Source organism: Terriglobales bacterium, assembly GCA_035567895.1.
In the GTDB taxonomy this organism is placed as follows: Bacteria; Acidobacteriota; Terriglobia; order Terriglobales; family Acidobacteriaceae; genus Gp1-AA112.
In genome coordinates this window covers 16,632-39,758 of sequence record DATMPC010000022.1, presented here as the reverse complement: position 1 = coordinate 39,758, position 23,127 = coordinate 16,632, and the positions used below count along the sequence as shown (strand labels likewise).

Annotated in this window: 20 protein-coding genes; 6 read left to right on the top strand and 14 right to left on the bottom strand. The window is 56.2% G+C overall.

What is annotated here, in order from left to right:
* Position 1: 1 nt before the first annotated feature.
* On the bottom strand, positions 2–628 hold the full coding sequence (locus VNX88_06045; protein ID HWY68206.1) for a sigma-70 family RNA polymerase sigma factor: 627 nt from the start codon (positions 626–628) through the stop codon (positions 2–4).
* A 909-nt stretch (positions 629–1,537) separates the two neighbouring features.
* Here VNX88_06045 and VNX88_06040 point away from each other — a divergent pair.
* The gene (locus VNX88_06040) at positions 1,538–3,967 is read left to right on the top strand and encodes an ABC transporter permease (protein HWY68205.1); all 2,430 of its coding nucleotides are present in this window, start codon (positions 1,538–1,540) and stop codon (positions 3,965–3,967) included.
* A gap of 77 nt (positions 3,968–4,044) precedes the next feature.
* Here the strand turns inward: VNX88_06040 and VNX88_06035 are convergent, their stop codons facing one another.
* From VNX88_06035 to VNX88_06005, 7 genes are all read right to left on the bottom strand, one after another.
* Positions 4,045–4,467 (bottom strand): GxxExxY protein, encoded by a 423-nt coding sequence (locus VNX88_06035; GenBank protein ID HWY68204.1) that lies wholly within the window; start codon positions 4,465–4,467, stop codon positions 4,045–4,047.
* Positions 4,468–4,610: 143 nt separating this feature from the next.
* Complete coding sequence (locus VNX88_06030; protein ID HWY68203.1) at positions 4,611–5,867, bottom strand: RNA polymerase sigma factor; 1,257 nt, start codon at positions 5,865–5,867, stop codon at positions 4,611–4,613.
* Complete coding sequence (locus VNX88_06025; protein HWY68202.1) at positions 5,864–6,247, bottom strand: YciI family protein; 384 nt, start codon at positions 6,245–6,247, stop codon at positions 5,864–5,866. The genes VNX88_06030 and VNX88_06025 overlap by 4 nt, the downstream gene beginning before the upstream one ends.
* A gap of 468 nt (positions 6,248–6,715) precedes the next feature.
* Positions 6,716–7,969, bottom strand: coding sequence for a glucose-1-phosphate adenylyltransferase (gene glgC / locus VNX88_06020; GenBank protein ID HWY68201.1), 1,254 nt, complete (start codon positions 7,967–7,969; stop codon positions 6,716–6,718).
* Positions 7,970–8,114: 145 nt separating this feature from the next.
* Positions 8,115–8,426, bottom strand: a complete 312-nt coding sequence (locus VNX88_06015; GenBank protein ID HWY68200.1) for a hypothetical protein — start codon at positions 8,424–8,426, stop codon at positions 8,115–8,117.
* 155 nt (positions 8,427–8,581) lie between these two features.
* The gene (locus VNX88_06010; protein HWY68199.1) at positions 8,582–10,378 is read right to left on the bottom strand and encodes a M20/M25/M40 family metallo-hydrolase; all 1,797 of its coding nucleotides are present in this window, start codon (positions 10,376–10,378) and stop codon (positions 8,582–8,584) included.
* A gap of 146 nt (positions 10,379–10,524) precedes the next feature.
* Positions 10,525–13,029 carry a sodium-translocating pyrophosphatase gene (locus VNX88_06005; GenBank protein ID HWY68198.1) on the bottom strand — a complete coding sequence of 835 codons (2,505 nt, stop codon included), beginning with the start codon at positions 13,027–13,029 and terminating at the stop codon, positions 10,525–10,527.
* 796 nt (positions 13,030–13,825) lie between these two features.
* Here VNX88_06005 and VNX88_06000 point away from each other — a divergent pair.
* The 3 genes from VNX88_06000 (at position 13,826) to VNX88_05990 (ending at position 15,859) form a co-directional block, all read left to right on the top strand.
* On the top strand, positions 13,826–14,413 hold the full coding sequence (locus tag VNX88_06000) for a DUF4254 domain-containing protein (protein ID HWY68197.1): 588 nt from the start codon (positions 13,826–13,828) through the stop codon (positions 14,411–14,413).
* Positions 14,414–14,615: 202 nt separating this feature from the next.
* Positions 14,616–15,479 carry a hypothetical protein gene (locus tag VNX88_05995; GenBank protein HWY68196.1) on the top strand — a complete coding sequence of 288 codons (864 nt, stop codon included), beginning with the start codon at positions 14,616–14,618 and terminating at the stop codon, positions 15,477–15,479.
* Between the two features lie 14 nt (positions 15,480–15,493).
* On the top strand, positions 15,494–15,859 hold the full coding sequence (locus tag VNX88_05990; GenBank protein HWY68195.1) for a cytochrome c: 366 nt from the start codon (positions 15,494–15,496) through the stop codon (positions 15,857–15,859).
* Positions 15,860–15,868: 9 nt separating this feature from the next.
* Here the strand turns inward: VNX88_05990 and VNX88_05985 are convergent, their stop codons facing one another.
* From VNX88_05985 to VNX88_05965, 5 genes are read right to left on the bottom strand one after another with little or no spacing between them, the layout of a single operon-like run.
* Complete coding sequence (locus tag VNX88_05985) at positions 15,869–16,324, bottom strand: hypothetical protein (protein HWY68194.1); 456 nt, start codon at positions 16,322–16,324, stop codon at positions 15,869–15,871.
* 40 nt (positions 16,325–16,364) lie between these two features.
* Positions 16,365–17,309: a bifunctional riboflavin kinase/FAD synthetase gene (locus VNX88_05980; protein HWY68193.1), complete on the bottom strand. Its 945-nt coding sequence runs from the start codon at positions 17,307–17,309 to the stop codon at positions 16,365–16,367.
* Entirely contained in the window at positions 17,309–18,079 is a 771-nt protein-coding gene (locus VNX88_05975) for an MBL fold metallo-hydrolase (GenBank protein ID HWY68192.1), read from the bottom strand. Before VNX88_05975 ends, VNX88_05980 begins: the two co-directional genes overlap by 1 nt.
* Positions 18,076–18,618 (bottom strand): DUF1844 domain-containing protein, encoded by a 543-nt coding sequence (locus VNX88_05970; protein ID HWY68191.1) that lies wholly within the window; start codon positions 18,616–18,618, stop codon positions 18,076–18,078. The genes VNX88_05975 and VNX88_05970 overlap by 4 nt, the downstream gene beginning before the upstream one ends.
* Before the next feature lie 7 nt (positions 18,619–18,625).
* Positions 18,626–19,687 carry a hypothetical protein gene (locus VNX88_05965; GenBank protein HWY68190.1) on the bottom strand — a complete coding sequence of 354 codons (1,062 nt, stop codon included), beginning with the start codon at positions 19,685–19,687 and terminating at the stop codon, positions 18,626–18,628.
* Between the two features lie 29 nt (positions 19,688–19,716).
* Between VNX88_05965 and VNX88_05960 the strand changes: the two genes are divergently transcribed.
* The gene (locus VNX88_05960; GenBank protein ID HWY68189.1) at positions 19,717–20,784 is read left to right on the top strand and encodes a 3-isopropylmalate dehydrogenase; all 1,068 of its coding nucleotides are present in this window, start codon (positions 19,717–19,719) and stop codon (positions 20,782–20,784) included.
* On the opposite strand, the gene VNX88_05955 is transcribed toward VNX88_05960, so the two are convergent.
* Positions 20,781–21,269, bottom strand: coding sequence for a tetratricopeptide repeat protein (locus VNX88_05955; GenBank protein HWY68188.1), 489 nt, complete (start codon positions 21,267–21,269; stop codon positions 20,781–20,783). The genes VNX88_05960 and VNX88_05955 overlap by 4 nt on opposite strands.
* Before the next feature lie 43 nt (positions 21,270–21,312).
* On the opposite strand from VNX88_05955, the gene VNX88_05950 reads away from it, so the two are divergent.
* The gene (locus VNX88_05950; GenBank protein ID HWY68187.1) at positions 21,313–23,046 is read left to right on the top strand and encodes a hypothetical protein; all 1,734 of its coding nucleotides are present in this window, start codon (positions 21,313–21,315) and stop codon (positions 23,044–23,046) included.
* The last annotated feature ends 81 nt before the right edge of the window (positions 23,047–23,127 follow it).

The following is a 23,127-nucleotide window of genomic DNA, read 5'->3' as shown; positions in this document are numbered from 1 at the left end:
ACTAGACCGCCTGTTTATTAATACGCGATAAAAGTCTTGCCAGTTCCGCCCGACCGCGATTGATTCGGGACTTTACGGTACCCTCCGGAACCTTTAGAGCGACCGCAATTTCTTTGTAGTCCATGTCCTGTAAATCTCGCAGAATCACTGCCTCCCGCAGGTCTGGGGAGACTCTCTGCAGGGCCTGTTGCACCATCTTTTGGGTCTCTTTGCTGGCCAATCGGGATTGCGGCGAGGGAGCCTCGTCTTCGATGCGCTCCGCTAGCGTCGGAGCATCCTCACTGGCCGCGGGAGCGGCGTCTATGGAGTCCGTCATGCGCTCCTGCCGCGTGCGGCGGAAATGGTCGACCAGCATATTGCGCGTGAGGGTCGCAAGCCAGGTATTGAAGGATCCCCGATCCGCCGCATAGCTGCCCATTGTTCGATAAAGCCGAATGAAGACTTCCTGAGTGAGGTCTTCGGCGTCGCTCGCCGAGCCCGTAAACCGGTAGCAAATGTTGTAAATACGCCGGTTCTGCTGCTTGACGAGGTCTTCCCAAGCGGTTGCATCGCCTGCTATGCATCGTCGAACCAGGGCAGCTGTTAGCGCGTTTTCTTCCAACCGGTTTAGGCTTCTTTCATTTGGCACAGCCGGTCTTGGCTGTGGTGCAGTAAATGGAACAATCGTTCCCGCCTGCGATCTTGCGGCTATCTTGCCCTGGGCCGATACAGCGAAAGTCCCGAAAGAAGGATGACGGACCAGCTTACGCGCCGTTGCAGATTTGGTGCGGTAACCGGACCGTACCATGCACGCCGGTATCCGTCCCGCCGGAGCTCTCTTTGCGGTTTGGGCTGAATGTCTCAACTTGCCAGCGAGATACGCAGCCTTGGCGACGAAAGTTCAACAAATTATTGGAGTTCAGGGATTCTAACAAGGCTGGAACAAGCTCCTGGCGACATTTGCACTGCGCGACGTGCAGCCCGGCAGCGAAAGCGATCCCTCTCCTGGCCGCCGGCTTCGTGCTCATGCTGATTGCGAATTCACTGTTCTTTCACTGATCAGGGCAATAACAGCGAAAATAACAGCGAAAAAAACAGCGAATTTTTTCGCGCGAGTGGATTCATCCTGAAACCCGCATGAACACAGGGGACTCCGAAAACGGGCAGGGAATTAACAGTGAAATAACAGGGAATTCGCGCCCGAGATCAATTTCTCTATGCATGATCACTCGCGAACGACTAAGTGCGCCGGCCGACGACTTCAGCGCCATCCTCGGCGCAACCTCGGCTCCATCCTAGACGAAGAAAAAGCAAAAATCAACGCGATTCTGGAAACAGCTGACAGCGATTTTGCTTCACGCAGAATCACAGCCAGGGGACGGTCGTGACCCCCGCAAAGCTTACTGTCCGAATTTGAACACCACGTTCCGACTTCGGAGCCGCGCAGTCCTCCCACGGTATAGCTCGTGTGCGGCATGTCCATGAGTACACAGCACCCTATCCTGGCTGAAAACGGCCTCGCTAGTGCACCGCTATCAAGAGGACTAAGAAATAACGCATGCACACCTGGATTCAGGATCTCCGCTACGGCGCACGCATTCTGCGCAAGACGCCAGCATTCACTGTCGTTGCCATTCTCACGCTGGCTATTGGCATTGGAGCGAACACCGCAATCTTCAGCATCGTCGACGCTGTGCTCTTTCGACCTCTGGCTATGGCCCAGCCGGAGCGCGTGATGCTGTTGCAGGAGATCTGGCAAGGCCGTGGGGGTGGCGGAGTATCAGTCGGCAACTTCGCCGACATTCGCCAGCAGAACTCCTCGTTCTCCAGCGTTTCGTCTTCCGCCTCCGCCGCCTATAATCTCGCGACCGAAGAGGCTCCCGAACGCATCGACGGCGAGAGCGTCGACGCCGAATACTTCAACACCTTCCAGGTTAGCCCCCTCTTGGGACGGGTGTTTACCTCAGCCGAGGATGCTCCCGGGCGAGATGCAGTAGCGGTGATCAGCGAACGGCTCTGGCGGACACGCTTTCACGAGGATCGCGGGCTCATGGGACGGGCGATCCACGTCAACGGCGTGCCTTTAGTCGTTGTTGGAGTCATGCCACGAAGCTTCGATCCGCTGCTGAGCAAGTCCGACATCTGGATCCCTGCGGCCTACACGGCCGCCCAGCTTGCTGACCACGACAATCACTATCTCGAGATCTTCGCGCGGCTGAAAGATGGAGTCTCCGTAGAGCAAGCCCGCGCCGAGCTGAACGTCCTCTCCGCGCGGCAAGCCCAGCGCTACCCCATCGACGACAAAGATCGTGGCTTCAGCCTCACACCGCTGACCGAAGTCCTGCTCGGTGATCAGCGAGTAACCCTCTTCACTGTCGTTGGAGCGGTGGGATTCGTCCTGCTGATCGGGTGTGCCAATATCGCGAACCTGCAGCTAGCCCGAGCCCGCGGACGCCAGGGCGAAATCGCCGTCCGCGCAGCCTTGGGAGCAACACCCAAGCGCATCGTGCGGCAGCTCCTCGCAGAGAATCTTTTGCTGGCTGGTGTGAGTGCAATTGTGGGAATCTTCCTGGCTATTGCCGGAGTCCGCTGGCTAATCGCAAGCGCTCCTCCGGGAGTGCCACGTATCGAGGAAGCCCGCGTTGACACCGTTGCGCTTTGCTTCGCAGCCGCCATCGCCGTAGTCTCCAGCCTGCTCTTCGGCATGGCGCCGGCTCTGCGATCAGCATCCGTGCGCCTGACCGGAACTTTCCAGGCCGCTCGCTCCACCTCCAGCCGCGATCATGTGCGCAGCTTGCTCGTAGTCGGCGAAGTTGCACTCGCCCTAATGCTCCTCGCCGTCGCGGGACTGCTGGTGCGTAGCGCGATGGTTCTCGCTAAAGTGCAGCCCGGCTTCGACACTTCCAATCTCATGGCAGGGCGAGTTGGCCTGCCCGAAGCCGCCTACAGCGATCCTGCAAAGGCGCGCCAAGGTTTTGAGGGGGTTCTCAACAACATTGAAGGGCTGCCCGGCGTCGCCTCCGCCGCAGTCGTTTCAAGAGCTCCGCTGATGGGCGGCGGAAGCAGCAACGGATTGCTGGCCGAAGGCAAGGCTCTCGATTCGTCAAACCTGGTGGATGCAAGGGTGAGAATCGTCTCTCCCGGATATCTGACCACCACCCGCATCCCTCTGAGGCTGGGCCGCGACTTCACTCCCGCAGACACTCGCGACCGGACGTTAGTGGTGCTGGTGAATGAGACCCTCGCGCGAACCATGTGGCCCAATCAGAATCCCATCGGGAAACGCTTCGCCTGCTGTGAGAGTGGGCCCAGAGGGCGCATGGATCCTGTTTGGCACGAAGTCGCAGGAGTTGTCGGCGACGTCCGTGCCTGGGGACTCGACCGGCAAATCTTCCCCGAGTTCTACATGCCCATTGCGCAGATGCCTCCCTCAGCCTGGGACTGGATCGGCCGCACCATGGACATAGTCGTGCGCACGCAGGGAGCCGTGATTCCCGTTAACGAACTACGCGCGGCGGTGGCCAAGGCAGCGCCTGGCGTGCCTATCTATCGTGTCTCAACCCTGCAGGAACGAGTTTCAAGCCAGCTCGAACAGTCCCATTTCGACACTTTTTTGCTGACGACCTTTGCCGCGACTGCGCTCTTGTTGGCCGCGGTAGGAATTTATGGCGTGCTGTCGTACACCGTCGTGCAACGCACAAAAGACATTGGCGTCCGGATGGCATTGGGTGCGAGCCAATCGGCGATCGTGCGCGATGTGCTCGGCCACGGACTGCTCTTGACCGGCGTCGGTGTCGTAATCGGCCTAGTCGGCGCTCTAGCTGGCGCTCGCCTGATCCGGAGCCTACTCTACGGCGTGCAGCCTACAGACTTAGGCACGTTTGTCGTCGTGTCGGTGGTGATGACGGCGGTAGCCCTGATAGCCAGCTACATACCGGCTCACCGTGCAAGCCACGTGGATCCCATGGTGGCGTTGCGATACGAGTAGGCAGCTCGGCGAAAAATCAACTACTCACGCAGATGAACGCAGATTTAGGGATGCACGCAGATTTTTGGGATTGTTGCTTAGAGGCTGGAGCCTACCGCCTTTCTGCGCAGACGCTTGCGTTCGTTCTCGAGAATCAGTCGGCGGATTTGAGCGCTTGGACCAAAATTGAGTAGAAGGCCTACCTCAAGATCCGTTGCTCGCAAGTAATTGAGTAACTGTTTTTCATGGCTGAGATCGAGTTTCTGAACGGCCTTCATTTCAACGATCACGGCCTGTTCGACGATTAGGTCGGCACAAAACTCCCCGACATTGGCGCCGCGAAACATGACATTCACCGGACATTGTTGCTGAAACTGTATTCCCTTCGAGGTCAGAACGAGCACATAAGCCTGCTCATATACGCTTTCCAGAAACCCATGGCCAAGCTCGTTGTAAACCTCAAAGAAAATTCCGATTAGTTTCTCCGTCAACTCAGCATGCTTATAATCTTGATCCGCCATAGGGCGAGACATCATAGCCCAAATCCCTTAGCGATCTGTGTGCATCCGTAAATCTGCGTTCTTCTGCGTGAGTAGTTGCCGTTGGGACTTTTGCGTTCTGAACGCGCCGGATGGCACACATCAACACGAATTGCCCGCACGCGCTACCGCAAGTGGTTCTGTACCTCCTTTAGGCGCCGACGCAAGTACTGTTGCTCGACCCGGTTCGTCGCGAGTTCCAGCGCCTTTGTGTATGCGGTGGCTGATTCTTTCCTGCGTCCCATTCTGCGCAGGATGTCGGCTTGGGCTGCGTGAAATAGGTAATAGCGGTCTAACTCCCCTGAGGCTCCGACTACTTCAATTTGTTTGAGTCCCTCTTCCAAACCAGCGCCCATTGCCACTGCTACGGCGTGATTCAGCGCGATTACTGGAGAGGCATTGAATTCGAGAAGCTTTTCGTACAGCGCAGCGATCTGTGGCCAGTCTGTTTCTGTAGGTATCTTGGCTTCGCTGTGCAGGGCAGCGATGGCGGCTTGCAGTTGGTATTGTCCTACGGGGCCTCGCCTCACTGCCTTGTGCACCAGCTCGAGTCCTTCTGCAATTTTGTTCTGGTCCCACAGCGTGCGGTCTTGGTCTTCGAGTGTGACCAGTTGGCTGTCTCGAACACGGGCGAAACGGCGGGAATCATGGAGCAGCATTAGCGCCAGCAGAGCTAGATTCTCTGCCTGCCCCGGCATCAGGTCGCCCAGCACACGGCACAGGCGGATCGCCTCAGCACAAAGGTCGGTACGCACGAGCTGCTCGCCGGCGGTTGCAACATATCCTTCGTTGAAGATCAGGTAGATCACGGTTTGTACGGATTCGAGGCGTTCAGGCAGGCGTTCGGGGGGTGGAACTTCGTACGGAATGTGCGCTTCCTGGATCTTGCGCTTGGCGCGGACCAGGCGCTGAGCCAGCGTGGGTTCCGGAAGGAGAAACGCTTTCGCGATTTCCGGAGTGCTGAGCCCACCTAGCGTCCTCAGTGTCAATGCTACTTGCCCTTCCTGATTCAACGCAGGGTGGCAGCAGGTGAAGATCAAGCGCAGACGATCGTCGGGCAGGTGCATAGCGGTCTCGAGTTCTGGTTCGCTGGCAGGGCGAAAGGCTTCAATTTCATAGCGGACCGAATCTTCTTTTTCCCGCTGAGTGCGTTCCCGCCTTCCCTGGTCGATCAGCTTGCGATGGGCGGTGGTCATCAGCCACGCGGCGGGATTGGTTGGGATTCCTGTTTTGGGCCACGACGCCAGCGCAGAGGTGAAAGCCTCCTGGACCGCATCCTCGGCGCGATCGAACGATCCTGACAGGCGGATCAGTGTCGCAATGATTTTCCCCGACTCCTCGCGGAAAACGGACTCTGCCGCTGCCTCCCAATCCGTGGTCAATGGTGCGCGGCCTCTACCAGCAGGTGCGCAGGCTTTTCCAGCAGCGGACGAATTTCGATGCATCCTTCGGCTCCCGCGCATCCGGTGGGTATCTTCTGCGCCCACTCGATGGCCTCATCCAAATCCTTGCAGTTGAGGATGTAGTATCCGGCGAGCTGTTCCTTTGTTTCGGCAAATGGGCCGTCAAGGACGATGGACTTGCCGTTTTGCGGCCGAACCGTGGTCGCCGTCGTTGTGGGCCTGAGAGGCTCAGCTCCCTCAAGGATGCCTTTCGCCGTTGCCTCGGCCATTAGCATCCGGTGGGTTTCGGCGATCTGCTGCATCGATTCCGGATAGGCGGGAGCTTCCTCTCGTGAGTAGACCAGCAACATGTAGCGCATTCAACCCCCTCCTTATGTTCCTGCCTCTGATAGAGCGACGTTTGACGCACGTATTATCGACATCCAACGAATTTTTCGGCCCGGTGGCACAGCCGCCCTCGGCTGTGGGTTTTGACTTACTCAGCGCTGCCGGAAATCGCCGTAAGCAGCTGGCCGGTGTTGGCGTCTCACAAGCCTGCCACAGCCGAGGGCGGCTGTGCCACATTTCATGAGCTTTGTCGCCGTGGTCTGTCCGGCAGGCTTCGCCGGTAGCGGGTCACCCTCATGAGAGACAGGCAGAAGGCCAGCATGGCTGCAAGTGCAAGAATGCCCCACAGAATCAATCCGTGAAGCACCTCTGGGGTAGCTGTAGCTGGCTCACGCGCTCCGACGAGCGCGCGAATAAACAATAGCGAGAAAACGATGAACGCGAGCGCCGAGAGGATCGAGGGTATCCGGGTATTCAGAAAGCGATTGAGCATCTGCCCGCTATTCTGACGTGAAGTAATCCACCGCGACGGGCGATTCGAAGAGGGAGTAGTCGCGGGTCACCACGGTGATCCCGCTGTCGGTGACGAAGTAGTTGCGCTTATCTTCTTCCGCGTCGTAGCCGATCACGCTGCCTTCAGGAATGTGGACGTCGCGGTCAACGATGGCCCGTCGAATGCGGCAATGGCGCCCGATGTTTACGTGCGAAAAGATAATGCACGACTCCACTTCAGCATAGGAGTTCACGCGCACATCCGGCGACATTACGCATTTCCGCACTGCCGCGCCGGAGATGATGCATCCCGACGAGACGACTGAATCCACTGCCATTCCTGTGCGTCCAGGTTCGCTGAAAACAAATTTAGCCGGAGGATATTGGCGTTGATGCGTGCGGATCGGCCAGGCTTTGTCGTACAGGTTGAAGACCGGCGATACCGCGACCACGTCCATGTTGGCGTCGAAGTAGGCGTCGAGTGTGCCGACGTCGCGCCAGTAGAGCGCTTCCTTCTTGTTTTCGTCGATGAAGTTAAAGGCGTAAACCCGGTACTCCTCCAGAAGCTTGGGGAGAATGTCGTGGCCGAAGTCGTGAGAGGATTCGGGATCTTCGGCATCCTTCAATAGCGCGGGCAACAACACGTCAGTGTTGAACAGATAGACGCCCATCGATCCCGAGCACATATTCGGATTGAAGGGAGAGCGGAGCTGTGTTGATTTGGGCTTCTCTTCAAATCCGACTACCCGGCTCTCGCGGTCGATGTCCACTACTCCGAAGCGCGACGATTCACTTGGATCGATGAGAATCGTAGCCAGCGTAACGTCTGCATTTGCATCGACATGCTGCCGCATCATCAGGTCGTAGTTCATCTTGTAGATGTGGTCGCCTGAGAGGATGAGGACGTACTTCGGCTGCTCGCTTCCGATGGAGTAAATGTTTTGATACACAGCGTCAGCCGTGCCCATGTACCAGTTTTCGCTGACGCGCTTCATCGGCGGCAGGATCTCGATGAACTCGCCAAGTTCGCTCGCGACGATCGTGCCCCAGCCCTCGCGGATATGACGGTTGAGTGACAGCGCCTTGTATTGCGTGAGGATATAGACCTTGCGCAGGTCTGAGTTGATGCAGTTGGATAGGCTGATGTCGATAATGCGGTAGTTGCCGCCGAAGGTCACCGCAGGTTTGGCGCGGTCGCGCGTAAGCGGGAAGAGACGCTCGCCCGCGCCTCCGGCCAGTAAGACTCCGAGTGTGTCCTTCATGATCTAGCGAATGTGCTGCGAATCCGAGTGCGACTTTGTAGGCGGGCCGGACAGCGACCCGAAAACAGACGATGATAACAGCTAAAAGCAAAACCCGGAGCCTCTGCTCCGGGTTGCTGAAATCTGGATAGAACCTAAAAGGAACTCAAGCAGCGGAATCTTTTACGTCGCGAGCTTCCGAGAGGCTGATACGCAGCGATTTTAGGAAACGAAGATCCTGCGCGTTGATCTGCAGATCTGGAACGGCCGTCAAAGACTTGTTTCCCCGCACAGTTGCTGACGCCGATTCGTCGTCTTCGCGCCGATTGAAGCCGACCGTGGCTTCCATTACCAGGAACACATCGTATCCCTCGCCTTTAATCCGGCCGATCACCTGCGCAATCGGTTCTGCTTCGGAGAGCGATTCGTTGATCGCCTCTCCCAGCTCTTTCATGAGTTGTTTCAGCCGTTGGTTCACGACTCTTACTCCTTCGCTTCCTTGTTGCCCAACAAAGGCATATCTGCCCAAAGGCCGTTTAGCCTTGCGATTTCACTTCATTGGATGCTGGGGGTTGCGGGGATGTTTCGTCAATTTACTCCAAAACCCAGCAAAAACCTACGTGTGTCTTGATCTTATTGGGATCGGGAGGGTGTGCCTTGTTCTGCCTTCTCCGCCTTTTCTTTGGCGTCCTTTTCCTGAATCTCCGCCCCGGGCATAGCGCTCTTCAGGGGCGCATTGCGTTGCTCTTCAAGTTCTGGATGAGGGAAAGCTTTACGCGGCAGCATCTGATCGCGCATCGCGGCGTTATAGACGAAGATTGTTTCCACGGCAGCAGCCTGGGCCAGATCCTCTTCCTGCAAGCGCTCATAGGTATCCATATTGGAGTGGTGCGTCCGTGATCCGTAGTCCAGGCGATCCTGAATGAACTGAAACCCGGGCACACCAATGGAGTCGAAAGCCTCGTGGTCGGTGCCACCGGTGTTGCGCATAGTAATGGTGGTAACCCCAAGATCTCTTAGCGGCTCCATCCACTGCGCAAAGATAGGAGCGAGAGCGGCGTTCTCCTGCAGATAAACTCCACGAATACGTCCACTGCCGTTGTCGAGGTTGAAGTATGCGGAAATCTTTTGATATTCGGGTTTGGTCTCCACGGGGCCAGCCGGCTTGCGGTCAAATTCGGTGAGCTTAAGTTGGTCTGCCTCAGTAGATCGAGGAACAAATCCGAAGTGTTGCTTTACGTAGCCGTAGGATCCGAATTCGCCTTGTTCTTCTCCAGTCCATAGACCGATGCGAATCGTGCGGCGCGGTTTCACCTGGAGGGAATTGAGAATGCGCATCACCTCCATCGCCACTACCGTGCCGGCTCCGTTGTCGGTAGCTCCTGTTCCCGAAGCCCAGGAATCAAGGTGGCCACCGACCATCACGACTTCATCTTTGAGCCTGGGATCAGCTCCCGGAATTTCGGCGATAGTGTCGAAGCCATGTTCGTGGTCACCGGTGAACTTGGCATCGATGTTCATTTCGATATTCACCGGCACATGCGCTTTGAGCAGTCGGTAAACGCGCCCGTAGTTCTCGATTGCCATTACTGCGCTCGGAATTGGACTGGCATGTTCGCGCCGGTAGACAAACCAGCCAAAGGTGGAGCCGGTGTCGTCGAAGATGGTTCCGCCGGAACCGCCGTTGTTGCGTCCATCGCGGCTTGGAACGATTACCGCGACGGCCTTCTCGTCGGCAAAGAATTTTCCAACCTTTTCGCGAAACTCGAGGCGTTTGAGGAACGTTTGAAAGCCATCGCCTTCGCGCCTGGCTAAGGGGTAGTCGGCCAGCTTCCTGAGATCGTCATCTTCCAGATGACTAAAGAGAGCCTTGTCGACCGGCTTCACCTCGCGCATCTCGCCGTAAAGAACGATCTTTCCTGCCAGCTTCCCTTTGTATTTCTCAAAATCTTTCTCGTCTTTGATGTCTACCCAGGTTGCAGGAGCGCTTACTGCGCCATTGGTGGAGGGTGACCACGGCGATGCTTGTGCGATGAAAACTGCAGTGTCGGGCGAAGACATACGAGCCCAGGTATTTACCTGCTGCCACCCCATGCCGAATTCACCCCAGTCTTCGAGGTGGGCGTTGCTGCAGCCCATCGCTGTAAGTTGATCGCGAGTCCACTCGTTTGCTCGCCTGGCGTTTGGGGAGCCTGTGAGACGTGGGCCGATTCCATCCATCAGGCCGGAGGCGTATTCCATGATGTGCGAGTGCCCAATCGCCTCGTCGCGGATGCGCTGATACATGCCGTAGTCAAGGTTTTCCCGCTGCGATTGAGCGATCGCTAGCGATGAGTCAGCAGGTTGGGGGACAGACTTCTTGTCAGCTGCAAATGCGGAGAGGCTGAAGCCAACGAGTAAGAGGAAGAAGAATCGGGATGATGACTGCATTGGTGATCCTCGTTACAACTGAATTGCTGGCAGGGTAGCAGAACGAATCAGAGATGAACAAACGGCCACCCCGATCGATATCTCGCAATGAAGTAAAAATGCCGTCCCATTTCGAGACGGCATCTGAATCGTTTGAACGCTTCCAGCTAAGCTGCCTTCTGGCTCCCGATGCGCATGCCGTAGAACGACCGCCAGACAAAGTACATCGAGATCGCGAAGAAGAGCACTGCCAGGCCGTTCGTGAGTTGTGCTCCGCGTTCGCTCGTCAGATGGACCGCTAACTCAACCGCTAGCAATCCAAATAACGTGGTGAACTTGATGATCGGGTTCATCGCCACAGAAGAAGTGTCCTTGAACGGATCTCCCACGGTGTCGCCCACGACGGTGGCATCGTGCAGAGGCGTGCCTTTTTGCTTAAGCTCGGTTTCAACGATCTTCTTCGCATTGTCCCAGGCTCCGCCTGCGTTGGCCATGAAGATTGCCTGATACAGGCCGAAGACTGCGATCGAGATGAGGTAGCCAATGAAATAGAAGGGCTCCACAAACGCGAAAGCGAGAGTCACGAAGAAGACAGCGAGGAAGATGTTGAACATTCCCTTCTGTGCATACTGGGTGCAGATCTGAACGACCTTCTTGCTGTCGGAGACCGAAGCTTTTTCAACACCCTCCAGGCGAATATTGGCCTTGATGAACTCCACCGCTCGATAAGCGCCGGTGGTTACAGCCTGCGTTGAAGCACCGGTGAACCAGTAGATAATCGCGCCACCCGAGATGAGTCCCAGCACAAACGGCGCATGCAACAGGGAAAGATTGGCAAGGTTGTCGCGCAAACCATGTGTGAGTGCCATGATGATCGAGAAGATCATCGTGGTCGCTCCGACTACGGCGGTTCCGATCAGCACCGGTTTTGCCGTTGCCTTGAAGGTGTTGCCCGCTCCATCGTTTTCCTCGAGCAGGTCCTTCGCGCGCTGGAAGTTGACGGTGCCTTTGTACTCACGCTGAATGTCTGCTACCGGCACGTGCTCGATTAACGAGAGTTCGTACACGGATTGGGCGTTGTCCGTAACCGGTCCGTAGGAGTCGACGGCGATGGTTACCGGTCCCATGCCGAGGAAGCCAAAGGCGACCAGACCAAATGCAAAGACCGCCGGAGCCAACATCAAGTCCGAGGTGAGTCCAAGCGTGAAGTAGTAGCCCAGACCCATCAGCGCAACCATCGTGAGTCCCAGCCAGTACGCGGAGAAGTTTCCCGCGACCAGTCCGGAGAGGATGTTCAGGGAAGCTCCGCCTTCTCGCGATGAAGTTACGACTTCCTTCACGTGGCGCGAGTCTGTCGAGGTGAATACTTTGACCAATTCAGGAATCACTGCGCCGGCGAGGGTTCCGCAGGAGATGATCAACGAAAGCTTCCACCACAGCGTGTCATTGCCTTGCACGACGGGAATCATCAGTTTGGAGATGATGAATGTGGCGATGATCGAGAAAATCGAAGTGATCCACACGAGCGACGTGAGTGGCGTCTCGAAATTCATGTGATCGCTGTTGGCAAAGCGTGCCTTGGCAATAAAGTCGTTGATGAAATACGAGACGGCGCTGGTGACCAGCATCATGATGCGCATGACGAAGATCCATACCAACAGCTGCACTTGTACGGTCGAATTCGGCACGCCAAGCAGGATGAAGGTAATAAGAGCTACGCCAGTTACGCCATAGGTCTCGAAGCCGTCCGCGCTGGGTCCGACGGAGTCGCCCGCATTGTCGCCGGTGCAATCTGCAATTACGCCGGGGTTGCGCGCATCGTCTTCCTTGATCTTGAAGACGATCTTCATCAGGTCAGAGCCGATGTCGGCGATCTTGGTGAAGATGCCGCCGGCAATTCGCAGCGCCGCGGCTCCGAGCGATTCGCCGATTGCGAATCCTATGAAGCAGGGTCCCGCGTAATCTCCCGGCACGAACAGTAGGATGAAGAGCATGATGAGCAGTTCAACGCTCACCAGGAGCATGCCGATGCTCATGCCCGCCTTAAGCGGAATCGCGTAGAGCGGGAACGGCTTGCCACCCAGCCCGGCGAACGCCGTGCGAGAGTTCGCAAAAGTATTTACGCGGATACCAAACCACGCCACGCCGTAGCTGCCGAGAATACCCACGACGCTGAAGGCAAGAATGATGGTCAGTGTGAAGGCGACGGGGTGTCCCGGAATCGGCGCGAGAACTCCGAAGTAGAGCGCCATGATGATGGCAATGAATATCCAGAGCACGGCAAGAAACTTGCCTTGCGTCACGAGATAGGTCTTGCAGGTCTCATAAATCAGCTCGGAGATCTCGCGCATCGAGCTGTGGACCGGAAGGTTCTTCAGCTGGAGATAGATTGCAAGTCCGAAGAGAAGGCCGAAGACGCAGAAGATTAATCCGATCAGCAGAAGCGCGTGACCGTTCATTCCAAAGAAATTCACGCTAGAAAGATCGGGCAGATGAAGGCTGGCTTCGCCGCCCGCCTCAGGAGCGGGCTGGGCAAGGGCCATTGGGCCTTGCAGGAGAAGCAGCATCAACACAGCAGACGCGGCGACGAAACCACGCCGCACAAGCTTGGAAATCGGGATAATTCGACGCAACGGGGCCATCGCACAAGCCACGGCTTGCGAGGTCAGCATAAAATTCCTCCAGAACAAACTTTTAGAGTTCAGTTTTCGAGTTGAAGGGATCAATCCACACTCATCGCCTGAAATAGGCGACGTCGCAGTCCCGGAACCCGCGCTTCCACTCGAATGGTGTTCTGAAGCTTGGCCGCGTCTCCCGTTCTATCCGCCAACCGGATAGAACATTGCACCCCATCAGCCGCAACAGCGGCGCCTGCTGGGGACCCCGTACTCAGGGTGGGACTACTTTTTGCCTCATGCCCTGTCAGCACAGACACTTAAACCGGGGCGAGGCAAACTCCTGTTTATAACACGGTGCAAAAAATAGGGTCAAACGTCGGAGCGACACGCGTCCGCTAGCTACTTGGAAACGCTGAGGTTAAATCAACTTCTGGTTGAGGTTGGTGTTTGCGCAGGCGCAACCGCGGGCGCATGAGGTCGGTGAGGATTACGGCATTAACAACCACCATGAGGACGACTGCCACTGCCGCGAACGGGCGCCCCTGCATGCCAAGCACAGGCAAACTCGCAACTAGTGGGGCGAAGGCGAGTGAACGAGGGCCTTTGGCCTGTAGCCTGGATCCGCATTGGTCGCAGGCGAGACGCGCCCACCGCTGCAAGTCGAATACGGAGGGTGTTGAGATTTCATGAGTGCAGCGAGGGCACTTGGCCATTGGATCCTCGTTGTTCGGGGGGTGGATTCAGTCTGTTTCAGGGGCTCCGGAGTGTCAACGAACGGAAGGGACGGTACTTACGCGGGACAAGCGGGCGAAATCCAAACTCGGCACGCTAGAATCGCCGTACCTCTGCGATGGAATTACCTCCAATCCTGAAAAAGCACGACGAGTTCACCACGCTGTGGCATAGAGATCCAAATGCTGGAGCGGGCAGCGGACTGGAAGCGCTGGTAATCGAACAGCACCGCCAGAACTTTGCTTTGTGGCATGAAGAAGATCGAGCTCGCGATCCGAATGCGTCTCCCGATCAGATTGCTCAGACTAAACGGGCCATCGATGCCTTGAATCAGGTGCGCAACGATCTAGTTGAGTCGATTGACAGGGAACTGCTGCGGAAGCTGAACGCAGCGGGAGTTAAGTCCGGCGGAGAACTTCACTCCGAGACGCCGGGCATGATCATCGACAGGCTGTCGATCCTGTCGCTAAAAATTTTCCACACACAAGAACAGATCGAGCGTGAGGACGTGCAATCGGCACACATTGAGCGCAATCGAGAACGTCTTGATGTGCTCGTCAGGCAGCGAGAGGATCTTGCGGGATGTTTGACTGCGCTTTGGAAAGATATTCAAGCAGGGAGGCGTCACTTCAAGCTCTATCGCCAGCTCAAGATGTACAACGATCCTGAGCTAAATCCTGCGATCTACGGTGCGCGCGATCGCTAGAACGACCAAGTAGCCACAAAGAGGCGTGAGGTTCTGCCGGATCTTGCCCAACCGAATTTCTCCACTCGCCACTCGTAAGAATCCGCTGAGAGTCTCTTGAGCGCCGTTCACCTATTGGTGTTTGACGAACCTTCAGCTGCAATTTAGAGTCTTGATATTGAAAATGAATTTCAATTTCATTTTCAATTAGAAAGCCTCATCTGTGATTACACCGCTCAGCAGACTTGTTCGTACTGCAATCTTTGCCGTTCCATTCCTGTTCACCTCATGCGCTTTCGCGCAGGAGGGATACTTCATTACCTATTCCCATCAGATGGAAGAGCCAGGCAACTTGGAAGTAGGAGTGAAATCGGTAACTGCATCTCCGAAAGACGGCAACGCTTTTCTCGCCAATGCCTGGGAATTCGAATACGGCGTGAAGACATGGTGGACGTCCGAAGTCTACCTCGATTCTCAGTACACGGCGAACGAGAGTTCCGTATTTACTGGATTCCGCTGGGAAAACCGCTTTCGACCTCTGCTTCGCGAGCATTGGATCAACCCAGTGCTTTACGTCGAATTCGAAAACATTAATGGCGCCGACAAGTCGTTGCTCGAGGTCGTCGGTCATGACACGCGTGAGGAGTTCAGCGAACGCAATGACCGGCACGAGAAGAAAAGGGAAGCGGAGCTAAAGCTGATTCTGTCCAGCAACGTCAAGGGTTGGAATTTCTCTGAGAACATGATCGCCGAGAAGAACCTGGCGGGCGAGCCCTGGGAGTTTGGTTATGCGCTAGGCGTGAGTCGTCCTCTGGCGCTGCTTGCCAGTGCGAAACAATGCGTTTTCTGCCGCGAAAATTTTTCTGCGGGAGCGGAGATGTATGGCGGCTTAGGCGACCGTTACAGCTTCGGGCTGCACGACACTTCTCACTATCTGGCTCCAGTTGTGGAATGGCGAATTCCAGGAAGCACGACTTTCAAGTTCTCGCCCGGTTTCGGTCTAAACGATAACAGTGAACGTTTCCTTTTTCGCTTTGGCGTCTCTTGCGAAATCGATCAAATCGTCTCACGGCTGAGGGGGCACTGATGCGGGCGTGGAGAGTGGCCGCACTCAGTCTCTGCGTCGCGCTGCCGGCGCTGGCAATTTCAATCGAAGTTGGCGACGGTCGCTGGCAAACAAAGGTGCCGGCGACTGCAAGACAACGCTCGAATCCTATGGCCAATGAGTCGAGCGCGGTAGCCGCGGGTGCGAAATTATTTCAGAGAAATTGCGCAAGCTGCCATGGGAAGCAGGCCGAGGGGCTCGCGACGCATCCGGATCTCCATACCGAGCGGGTGAAGAACGCTACCCCAGGCGAGTTGGAATGGCTTCTGAAGAACGGAAGTCTGAAGAACGGGATGCCTTCGTGGAGCCGTTTGCCTGAGCCGCAGCGCTGGCAATTGGTGAGCTTTCTTAAATCTTTGTAACTCTTCGGATTAGCGACGAGTCTTTGATTTCCGGTTCTTTGTCTGCCGATTCTTAGTCCCGCTCGCGGGTCGCCGCCTCGTGGCTTTTGGTGATGCTGATCTTCGCTGGCTTGGGCCTTTCAAATCCAGTGCCGTGGGATGTTTCGGCTGATAGAGCCCGATCTGATCTCCGCTCGGTAACGTTAATCGGGTCACAAGTCCCCAGCCCCGGTCCGAAATGGGCATCGCAAGCTCAACTCCCTTGCTCTGCAATTTCTTGGTCACGGCGTGCACGTCATCGCACATGAGGTAAAGCTCGTGATAGCTGTCCTCAGCAGGATGCACAGCCAATTCCGCGGGCGGTAAGGCGAAGATCGACCATCCACCGCCTGCATCGACTGATGGGTACTTCAACACGTCGCGAAAGAACTCGCGCAAACGTTCTGCCTGCTTGCTGTAGATGATCGCGTGAACGCCTGAAACCATAGTTCGATCCTCCGACTACGACGATTTTGCCAAAGAGGCCTCAGGTTGGAATTCGACAGTGCCGAAAAAAGCGCTTCGCACGAGCGATATCCTTGCCTATCTGCTGCTTTAGAGCTTCTGGGTTCGGCCACTTGATTTCCGGTCGCAACCATTTCAGGAATGCGACCTCAACTTCAGTTTGCTCCTCAAGCGAGATCGGATGGAAGTTCAGAAGGTGAGTTTCAATTGCGAACGATTGGCCATCAAAGGTTGGGCGGGTTCCAACATTCGTTACTGATTCGAAGTGCTCACCCGAGACTCGCGTGCAAGTAATGTAAACGCCGTTCTTGGGTACCAACTCCGGATAAGGTTCCAGGTTGATGGTGGGTACGGTATAGCGTGTCCCGTAGCCGCGTCCTTTTGCTGGCGTGCCGACTATCGAGAACGGGCGGTCGAGGAGATGTCGAGCGCGCGTGACATTGCCCGCAGCGAGCAGTTCACGTATGCGGCTGCTTGAGACTGTCTCGTAACGCCAGCGCATTTCCGGATAGGTTGTTACTCCAAATCCAAATTCCTGTCCAAGCTCCTTCAATGTCGCGCAGTCGCCCTCAGCACGATGCCCAAAATGGAAACTTGCTCCTTCATGTACTTCTTTTGCGTGAAGACGTTCGACGATAATCTTCTCCGCGAATTCCCGCGGCGAGAGCACAGATAACTGTTGAGTGAAGGGCAAAGCGAGCGTAGCCTCGATTCCGGTTTCTGCTAGTCTCGCGATCTTCTGCGGCAAAGGAGATATCAGTGCAGGAGCACTCTCCGGCCGAAGCACACGCAGAGGATGGGGATCGAATGTGACTGCCAGAGAATGGGCACCGAGCTCTCGTGCTTGTTCTGCAACTGTAGCCAACACATGCTGGTGCGCGCGGTGCACGCCGTCGAAGTTTCCGATGCTGATGACGGTCGTGTTCCAGTCGGCAGGAAGTTCGTCGAGGCTGCGGAAGACGTGCATCAGATCTCGAACTCCAGCTTTAGACCGTCATACGCGAGGCGTACGTTCGATGGCAGAATGCGATTGGTTTCCTCGTGAGCGAGATCGTGGGACATGTGCACAAAGAAAGATCGACGCGGCTTGAGTTTCTCCACAATCTTAAGTGATTCGTCGAGCGAAGAATGTGTCGGATGCGGCCGGCGCCGCAGGGCATCAAGAAATAGGATGTCCAGCCCATGTAGGACTTCCATGGTCGATTCCGGAATGGAACTGAAGTCTGTGAGATATGCGGCGCTTCCAAAGCGGAATGCTGTGATGTCAGTATCCCCGTGCAGCACCTTCAGCGGCTGAAACTTGGCGCCGAAAAGTTCCAGGGTTCCATTCAGCCGGTGCAGTGTTACTTGAGGGCGTGTGGAGTAGGTCGATTCCGGATCGAAGACGTAGGCAAACATGCGTTCGATGATTTTCGCGGTCTGCTCATCGGCGTAGAGCGGGAGCTTCTGCTCGCGTTTGAACGTGAGCGGACGAAGATCGTCGAGGCCAAGGATATGGTCCGCATGACCATGAGTGTAGAGAACGGCGTCGATTCGCCTGATCTTTTCTCGCAGGGCCTGCTCGCGGAAATCTGGCGTCGAATCGATAAGCACGGAGTGCCCGTCATATCCAATCAGGATCGAGGGTCGAGTGCGCCGGTCGTGCGCATCGTGTGAAGTGCAAACCTGGCAGTCGCAACCGATGGTGGGTACGCCCATCGAAGTCCCGCTACCCAAAACGGTAATCGTCGCCTTCATTTCGCTACGGGTTTGTTCGCTGCAGGACCCGGAGCGCGCGTAATTGCGTTAGTGATCTCCAGGAACGCCATGCGCAGCTCGAAGAGGACGTTCTGCAGGACATTCTCCTCCGCAGGGGTGAGATTGCCCTTCGTCTTCTCCTTTAATACTCCGAGCGTGTCGATCGTCTGCCGGGCGGCTACAACATCCGGCCGCGGGGCCTCGCCTTCGGGGTGCATCACGCCGAGTTGGAAGAGTGCACTCACGTACAGCGACTGTACGAGGCGCTCGAAAGTCATCTCAAAATCTTCTGCTTTGCCGTGACCGCCGGCCGCGAGCATATCGTCGAGCTTTTTGCCTGAGGCGCGATACTCCTTGTGCTGCGCTTCTTGCTCTGCGCGCGAAGGTGGCTCAGGCGGATGATCGCTCTCGATGGTTCCTGTCTGCACCGACGAGGGTGGTGGGGCGTTGGCCTCTTCGCGAACATCAGTACGAAGTTCGCCCTCATCCGTAAACTTGCGGCGATCACTAACTACAAAATCCGGTTTCTTTTCTGCCATAACGTTCCTAAGAGGCTATTGAAAATGGAACTTCGGAAGGTCTAGCCTCTCCTCCCGGGTAAGTAATCTTTGCCCCGCGTTCCAGCGCCTCGCGCCGGATATATCCCAGGGCCACCGACTGGTCGCCACTGTTCGTCGGTATGCGACTAATGCTCGTCAGCTCGCCCACTTCCTTCCCATCAGCCTGGAGCTTAGTGCCTTGTCCGGGTAATTCACCTTCGAGCACAAACCCCTGGAATTTGCGATGCACATTCCCCCGTGAGCGGATGCGTTCGACGATCTCCTGTCCCACGTAACACCCTTTGGTGAAATTGAGGGCGTGCTCCTGATCGGTTTCCTGCGGCAGATCGCGCTCGCGGATGTCCGTCCCGTACTTGGGAAATCCGATCATGACACGGAATTTCTCCAATGCCTCAGTACCGACTGGGGTGGCGCCGGCTCGGAGAAGTAGGTTCCATGTCTGTGGCACGGTCGCGGGCGAAGCCCAAATTTCATAGGTGAGAAATTCCGGACTTGCTATGCGCGTAAGCGACAGCCCAACGCCGCCGAATCTGAGATCTGCAACCTGCATCGGCTCGAGTCCCAGGTCATCAATTCCGGCTCGTTTTAGGACTTCGGCCGTAGTTGGCCCCTGGATTCCGATCGCAGTCAGCGAGTCGCTCTTATCGCCTACCTCAACATCATCCATGATGATGTAGTGCTCGAATAACTTCAGCAAGCCCTCAAGCTGAGAGCGTTCGGTATCGATCAGCAGGGAATCGCCGCGATTATAGGTGTACAGGTCGCCGAGGATTCGTCCCTGAGGATTCAAAACGAAACTGTAGTTCCCTCGATTGAGCGGCAGGTCTTTGACGTTGTTTGTGACCATCCCGTTCAACCAGCGCGCACGCTCCTCGCCGGTAATGGAGACCTTAGACCGCCATCCTAAGTCGTATAGAGCGCAGCCAGAGTTCAGCTCACGAAATTCGCCGGCAACATCCTTGAAGGCTGCAGCGGTCTCGACGCCGCTGTATTCGCCCATCCGCGCGCCGGCAGCAAGGAACGCTTCATAGAGAGGAGTCTTGTACATGGCCGAACTCTTGATTATAGCGGTCTGCTATGTTTTCTATCGTGAACCAAACACCAACCAAGCGCATCGCCGTGGTTCCTGGTGACGGCATCGGCAAGGAAGTCATTGCGCAGGCCGTGAGTGTGGTTAAGGCGAGCAAAGCCAGGATTGAATTTGTCGAGTTCGACTGGTCTGCCGATCGCTACCTAAGAGACGGGACAACGATTCCCGCGGATGGCTTTGCCATGCTATCCCGCGACTTCGACGCGATCTTCGTTGGCGCATTGGGAGATCCGCGCGTGCCTTCCAACATTCACGCCAAGGACATCCTTCTGGGCATGCGTTTCAAAATGGACCTGTACGCGAACGTTCGGCCCGTTAAGTGCCTGGACGATTCCCTCTGCCCGCTAAAGAACGCATCCGCAGCACAGATCGATTTCGTGGTCGTGCGCGAGAACACCGAAGGTCCTTACGTAGATGTTGGCGGGGTCTTTAAGCAGGGAACTCCAGATGAAGTTGCAGTCCAGGAAGACGTGAATACGCGCAAGGGTGTGGAACGTGTGATTCGCTATGCCTTCGACTACGCGCGCAGAAACGGCCGCAAGAAAGTTCTGATGGCGGACAAGTCAAATGTGATGACTTACGGGCATGGCCTCTGGCAACGAGTGTTCAAGGAAGTCTCCGCGGAATACCGCGATATACAGTCGTCTCACATGTACGTGGATGCGCTCTGCATGCACATGGTTCGGGATCCCAGCCAATTCGATGTCATCGTAACCAACAACATGTTTGGCGACATCATCACAGATCTTGCGGCGGCGCTGCAGGGAGGCCTTGGCATGGCGGCCAGCGGGAACATTCATCCCGGTAAGACATCGATGTTTGAGCCCGTGCATGGGTCTGCACCACCTTTCGCCGGGAAGAACATCGCGAATCCGATGGGCGCGATTCTAACGGCAGCGATGATGCTCGATCATCTGGGATTTGCGCCTGAAGCCAGGAAAATTAATGATGCCGTGCTCGCGGCCGTGCGCCAGAAGAAAACTACCAAGGATGTCGGCGGAACACTCGGAACACGCGAGTGTGGAGACTGGATCGCCGAAAAAGTAGCCGGCTAATTCCACATCGCCTGGAGTCTTCTCAGGGCGCGGTATGCCAGAACGTACTGCCCGTTCAACTGCAGAGCGCGGAGATAGTGCTCTCGAGCTTTACCCCACTCGCGCTTCTGCTCGTAAACACGGCCAAGATTGAAATGAGGAAAGCAGTAGGATTCGTAACGAGCCGCAGCAAGAGCTTTTTGGAACCAGGGAATGGCCGCATCCCATTGGCCTTGCTCGATCAGATATGCGCCGATGTCGTTATACGGGTTGCCGAAGTCAGGGTCGATCTTGATCGCTTGCCGGCAATCCGCTATCGCCTGCCGATAGTTGGATTGGAATGAGTGCGCCCATCCCCGAAACGTGTAGGCCTCGGCGGTAGGGAAGGCCTCAATCGAGTTGGAGTAAAGCTCAATGGCCTCCTCATACTCTCCTTTTTGCTGGTGCTCATAAGCTCGGCGGAAGTACTCGCCGGCTCGTTGCCGAAGTTCGCTGCTATCCGCCATACCGACACAACTCAGGCCGCTTCGCTGGCGACGCGGGCGCTCTTTGCCATATTATCCAACTAACCTCATGTTCGTCGTAACCGGATTGAATCGAGCCCGGATGAAGGGCGCCTATCTTCGCTCTTGCCTTTCTGCGAGTCGTGCACCGCTGCTGTTGCTTTGCAGCCCGTTTCTTGTCGGCGTTAATTACGCTGCCGCCCAACAAGTACAAGCAGTCTTGATCGCCCAGCATACCGATACGCCGGACAAGAAACCGGCTACGGCCTCTCCGTCCAGCCGACAACAAGGAAAAGGCGATATCGGAATTCAGGTACAACCAGCCTCCCCGCCCGCAGAGAGAAAGATTACTCCTGAGGAAGCGCGAGAGCTCTTCGCCTCCATAGATGAGACGTTGACGTGGCTAAGCAAGGATACCGGCTACGCCATCAAGCAAAAGGTCAAGGGCGAGTTGGCAAGTCGCGAGCAGGTCGCGAAGTATGTTGATGACCGGCTGAATGATGATGAAGATGCCAAGCGTCTGGAACGCTCGGAAATTGTGCTTAAGAAGTTCGGACTATTGCCACGCAACTTCGACTTGCACGCGTTCCTCATTCAACTTCTGCAGGAGCAGGTCGCCGGGTATTACGACGTGAAGTCGAAGAGTATGTATCTGCTCGATTGGCTCTCGGCTGATTCCCAGAAGCCTGTCCTTGCACACGAACTCACGCACGCTCTCCAGGATCAGAACTTCGATCTAAAGACGTGGGAGACGCCGAAGGCCGCCAAGCGCAGCGACAGGGAAGAGTTCACGTTCGATGAGGACGAGGCTGCGACGGCCCGCAGCGCTGTTGCAGAAGGGCAGGGAATGGTCACGCTGGTCGACTTCATGCTGCGAGGCACTGGGCACACACTAGCCGACGCTCCTCAGGTGGCAACGATGATGCGCTCGTCAATGACCGGGAACAGTGGATTCCCACTGCTTGAAAAGGCGCCGCTCATGATCCGCGAGTCGCTCGTGTTCCCCTATGGGGACGGACTCGCCTTTGAGGCAGCTCTGTTGGAAAAAGGAAAGGACACTGCGTTTTCTGGCGCGTTTCGCCGGCCGCCACAGAATACTCACGAAATACTCGACGTCGGCTCTTACTTGAAAGCCGCTCCGGCGCGGTGGCTAGTATTGCCAGATCTCCGCAACGAGCTCGGCTCCGCATACGAGAAATACGACGAGGGATCTATCGGCCAACTCGATACTCGCATCCTCGTTCAGCAATACTCGGACAAGGAGACCGCCGCGAAGATGGCCGAAGCATGGAAGGGTGGAGTCTATTACGCCGCCGGGAAAAAGGACCCGAAGCTAAAAGGTTCGGCGCGCATCGGGTTGGTCTATTTGTCGCGGTGGGAGACGGAAGATGCGGCCGATCAGTTTGCGAAGATCTACGGCGATTATCTCCCGAGGCGTTATGCCAAGGCGATTCCACTTAACGTGAAGGAAGTTAAGTGTGTCCCGCCTGAGAGTTGTGATGCCAAAAGTGTTCGGGCTTTCAGTACTGAGGAAGGCGAGGTCTGGATTCAGCGAGTCGAAGGAGCCGGTGTTTTGGTCAGCGAAGGCTTTGACGTTGCGACCGGATCGAAGCTGCGTGCACAAGTTCTGTCCGCCAATCCCGCAAGGCTAGTTCAGGTGCAAATGCGCTCGTTGATGTCACCTTTACGAACATCAGCCGTCATTCAAGACGCAGTTGGACGCATTCTCGCCGCCCGCATCAGCGAAAAAATCAAGAATTCGTCGCGACCTGTGAACTAGTGCCTTTGACGAGAAGTGACTCGTCACGATGCGGCATACCAGTTCGTACGGCACACCGAGCTGAGTGCTTGAGTTCTGTAT